Source organism: Alcanivorax sp. HI0044, assembly GCF_001634945.1.
The window spans coordinates 1-4,677 of record NZ_LWEZ01000480.1; the positions used below are offsets into that span (position 1 = coordinate 1).

Sequence of the window (4,677 nt, forward strand, 5' to 3'; positions counted from 1 at the left end):
GTTGTTCCTGTCCGTGCTTCAGGTCCACGGCTATGCGGCGGTGCCGGCCGGCGACATCATCAAGATTGTGCCCAACACCACGGCCAAACAGAGCAATCTGCCGCTGGTGGGCGAGAATGCAGCCGGTGGAGAAGAGTTGGTGACCCGGGTGATTCCGGTGGAAAACTCGCCGGTGGAAGAGTTGGTGCCAGTACTGCGCCCATTGGTGCCCCAGTACGGCCATCTGGCGGCGGTGGGGTCTGCCAATGCGCTGATCATCAGTGATCACATGGACAACATCCGTCGCATGGAAGCGATAATTGCCAGCCTGGATAGTGCGGAATCCGAAGACGTTCAGGTGATCAAGCTCAAGTATGCCTTCGCTGGTGACATGGTGAAGATGCTGGAAAGCCTGACGCCACAGACGGGCGGTCGTCGCGGTAAAACTCCGGAAGGCGGGGTGACCGTGGTGGCAGATGAGCGGACCAATCGGCTGATTATCAAAGGGGATCGAGTTACCCGTCAGCGTATGGTGCAGATGATCCGCAGCCTGGACACGGAAGAAACGGATAATGGTGGTGTGCAAGTTATCCGTCTTAGCCATGGCGATGCCAAGACGCTGGCGGAGCTATTGAAGAATTTTGCCGATGGCGCATCGGTGACCAAGGCGGGTGGCGACAGCAAGACCGCCACAGCCGCATCATCCAATAACAGTAAAGTGTCCATTCAGGCAGATGAATCCCTGAACGCGCTGGTGATCCGGGCCGAACCGAGCATGATGCGTGAGCTGCAGTCGGTGATCAGCCAGCTGGATGTGCGCCGTGCGCAGATCCTGATTGAGGCGGCGATTGTAGAGATCTCCGGCGAGCAGGGTAAGAACCTGGGCTTTCAGTACGTGGGCGGCAGCAATGAAAGTGGCGTCGGCGCAGTGAATTTTGGTGGCGGTGGGTTGAGTATCAATTCCATCGTCCAGGCCCTGGCCACTGATGATCCTTCTGGTCTGAGCCTGGGCGATGGTATTACCGCCGGGCTGGGTGAAACCGATTCCAACGGCGACTTGAAGTGGGGTGCCCTGGTTCAGGCACTTTCCACTTCGTCAGATGTGAATCTGCTGTCCACGCCGAGCATTCTGACCCTGGATAACGAAGAAGCCTCCATCGTTGTTGGTGAGAATGTGCCGTTCGTGACCGGGCAAAGCACCAACACGGGTTCCGGGGTATCCAATCCGTTCACTACCATTCAGCGTGAAGATGTGGGGCTGACACTTAAAGTGACCCCGCATGTGGCGGGCTTGTCCACCATTCGTCTGGAGCTGGAGCAGGAAAACTCTGCGGTGAAGGACTCCGCCGGTGATGCCGTGGATATCGTTACCACGACCCGCAAGTTGCAAAGTACGGTGCTGGCCGATGATGCTGAGACCATCGCCCTGGGTGGCCTGATCAAGGACGATATTCGCGTTACGGTGCGCAAGGTGCCGCTGCTGGGTGACATCCCGCTGCTGGGTTTCCTGTTCCGGTCTACCAGCAAGGATCGGGTGAAGAGTAACCTGATGGTTTTCCTGAAACCGACGATTCTGGCCAACAATGATCGTCTGGTACAAATGAGTCGCGAGAAGTACATGGGCCTCACCGCCCTGCAGTTCCGTCTTAACGATGATGGCGAACTGGAGCAGGTGGAGAAGAATCCGATTCCCCAGACTCTGGATCATATTTTTGAAGGGCGTACACCGGTGCCGCAGGATTTCCGTGATGCCTACTTCAATGAGCAGGATGCGCCGATTCCGGCCACCAAAAAGGACATCGAGGACAAACAGCCCAGGAAGGTTCCAGGGGTGGATCGTCAGGCGGAGGGAGATTCAGACCTGTAGTTATGACGGGTCTTGCTTCGTTCGAGTTAAAAAAACGCGCTTCGGCGCGTTTTTTTATGTTCATCGTGGATTAGCAGGAAGGCTGGCGAGTCATACGTCTGAAGTCAGGCGTCAGACTTCTGACGTTCGACCTTCGACCTTCGACCAGATCGCTCTCCTTCCCTCAAATGTGCGAAGAACCTTTTTATGCGGTCATGGTTGTGCCCGGTCAGGGTCAGGATTGCTGGAGGCTGCGCAGGTTGCTCAGCACTCGCTGGCTGCGTTCCAGTTTCTTGTTGAGTTCTTCGTTGTCCGGATACAGCGGGGCGACCTGTTTCCAGATTCGGTAAGCCTCGCGATACTGGCCGCGGGCGTAGAGCGCCTCCCCTGTATTCATCTCTTCCGCAAACCGGCGACGGCACCATTGCTCCAGGCGTTTGCGATGACTTGCCAGAGCCGGGTTGCCCGGGTGCCGGTTCAGGAAGGCGCGGGCGGCGAGCAGCGATTGCAGCTGACCGTTGCGCTGGTAGCGGCTCATCAGTTGTTCTGCCTGGGTTTGCAGAGCAAGGTTACGCTTGGCGCGGGCGCGCTGTTCTTCGTTGTTCAGTACCTGCTGGGCCTGTGCCAGGACCGGGGAGGGTTTGGCCTGGGGGGCCAGTTGATGGGCGGAACGCAGCAGGTCGCGGGCCAGCATCCACTGTTCCCGCTCACCGAAATATTCGCCCAGGGTGGTCAGGTCCTGAATCAGTTGCTGACGCTCCTCGGCCAGTTTCTGGCGTTCCTGCTTGGCGTGGGGCGCATGAAAGTCGGCCAGCTGCTGTTCCAGCCTGTCGTTGGCCAGCATGGCGACAGCCTGGGCCTGGCGTCTCTCTGCCAGTAACTGGTTCAGCTGGCGCTCTTCCTGTGTGGATAAGGCGGTGCTTAATTCATCCATGGCCGCCGGGTTCAGTACCTTGTCGCGGTTCTGGTCCAGCAGGTTGAAGGCATCATCCCATTGCTGCTTTCTGCCCAGTTCCTGGGCCTGGAGAATGATGTGCTGGCGGTACGCCTTGCTGGCCTGGCGGATTCCGGGGTATTGCTCCTGCAAGGCCGGGTATTCGGGGTGCCTGGGTTTGGTTTGTTCAATAATGGCGGCGGCCCGGCTGTAATTGTGTTGTTCCAGCGCAGCGCTGACATCGCTTTCCGGGTGGGGGTTGCCGAGGGTGGCACAGCCAGCCAGTACCGTGGCCAGGGTCAGGCTACTCGCCTTGTACACGTTGATGCTCCGTATTCAGTTTTGCCAGAAACTGGGCAATACGCTGTTCCATCAGCGTTTCGGACAAGGCGTGAACGCCATCGATACGATAGGTTCCCACGGGGTTTTCTTTGCCGCGAATACGCATGGCCCCGGATTCTGTGGCGCGAACCCGGGAGGCAATATTGGGGTTGGACAGAAGCGGTGCGGCGGCAATGATTTCGTTACCGCCGGCCATGTTCGACAGCCGTGAAGCCAAATTGACCGCGTCGCCCACCACGGTGTACTGCATGCGATCGCGTGACCCCAGATTGCCGGCCAGCATGTCACCGGAGTTGATGCCAATGCGGAATTCCACGGTGGTTTGGCCGTGGGCATGGCGGTGTTCATTGAGGCGCTCTACCAGCCGCTGGATCATCACCGCACAACACAGGCCGTGGAACAGGTGTTCATCATCTTTCTCCGGCACACCGAAGACGATCATGGCGCAATCACCCATGTATTTGTCGATGGTCCCCCGATAAAAGCTGGTGGCCGTGGTGATAGCATCAAAATAGACATTGAGCATGTCGGCGATGGCGTCCGGCGCCAGGTTTTCGGACAACCGGGTAAAGCCGACGATGTCCGCAAAGACCACCGTGGCGGAAACGTCACGGCCACCGAGTTGTACCTGATCCAGATCAGCCATCATGTTGCGTGCTACGGACGGGCTGACGAAACGTTGCAGCACCCGTTCTACCTGATCTTTTTCGAGCATGCCGTGGGCCATGGTGTTGTAGGCTTCGATCAGGCCGCCAATTTCGTCGTTGCGGCGATCCTGAATGCGGTAGTTGAGATCACCCTTGCGCATGGCGCTGGTGGCAGCCAGCAGGTCATGAATCGGCTGGGCCAGGCGGCGGCTGATCAGGAAAGCAACGATAATGGCGATCACGCTCATGATCAGGGTGGCGGTCACCATGGTGTCCTGCACGGCCTGGCGGGCTGCCACGATGGGGCGGTCAGACAGGGAAATGGCGGTGTGGCCGGCCACCGCATCGCTGATCTTGATCGGGGCGTAGTAGGTGGTGACGGGCTCGTCTTCCAGATCCCAGCGTTTTACCTGCTCATGCAGTGGGCTGGCGGCCAGCGGCAGAATGCCGGCCTTGTCGATCAGGTTGCCGTCGCGACCGAACAGGGCGGCGCCGCGAACGCTGTCGCTGCGGGCCAGGTTGTTGAGTTGTACCTTGAGAAAGAAGGTGTCGTCCGCCAGTAATGGTTCGCGGGCGGTGTTGGCCAGTTGCTGGGCGATGGCCGTGCCAAAGCTGTCTGCCTGGTCGCGCATGCGGCTGAGCTGATTGTTGAGTAGCAGGGTGCCGAGGATAGTCATGCCGCAGAGAATCAGCAGGGAAATGGACAGGCCCAGCTTCCAGGCCACCGGGAAATAGGCCGGGATATAGGGCGCCAGCCACTCGCCGAGGCGGGTGCGTTGGGGGGGGCTGGATTGTTCGGGGCCCTTTGGCGTGCTCACAGTTACGTCCCTGGTGTGGCTGTACGGGTTGTTCCTTTGTGTTTCTCTCGGCCTGCCGCAGTATCACTAGGCGCGGGGCGCCGGCCTGTGCTTGTCAGCGGCAGTGCTTGC

The 4,677-nt window shown here is 59.0% G+C and carries 3 protein-coding genes; 1 reads left to right on the plus strand and 2 read right to left on the minus strand.

The features are described 5' to 3' along the window. Positions 1-1,846 (plus strand): type II secretion system secretin GspD (gene gspD, locus A3730_RS05805; protein WP_063537694.1); only part of this gene is annotated, 1,846 nt, incomplete at its 5' end. Positions 1,847-2,060: 214 nt separating this feature from the next. On the opposite strand, the gene A3730_RS05810 is transcribed toward gspD, so the two are convergent. Together A3730_RS05810 and A3730_RS05815 are read right to left on the minus strand one after the other, a co-directional pair. After that, positions 2,061-3,080: a hypothetical protein gene (locus tag A3730_RS05810; RefSeq protein WP_063537696.1), complete on the minus strand. Its 1,020-nt coding sequence runs from the start codon at positions 3,078-3,080 to the stop codon at positions 2,061-2,063. Further along, positions 3,064-4,566 carry an adenylate/guanylate cyclase domain-containing protein gene (locus A3730_RS05815; RefSeq protein ID WP_231880598.1) on the minus strand — a complete coding sequence of 501 codons (1,503 nt, stop codon included), beginning with the start codon at positions 4,564-4,566 and terminating at the stop codon, positions 3,064-3,066. Before A3730_RS05815 ends, A3730_RS05810 begins: the two co-directional genes overlap by 17 nt. Positions 4,567-4,677 lie beyond the last annotated feature (111 nt).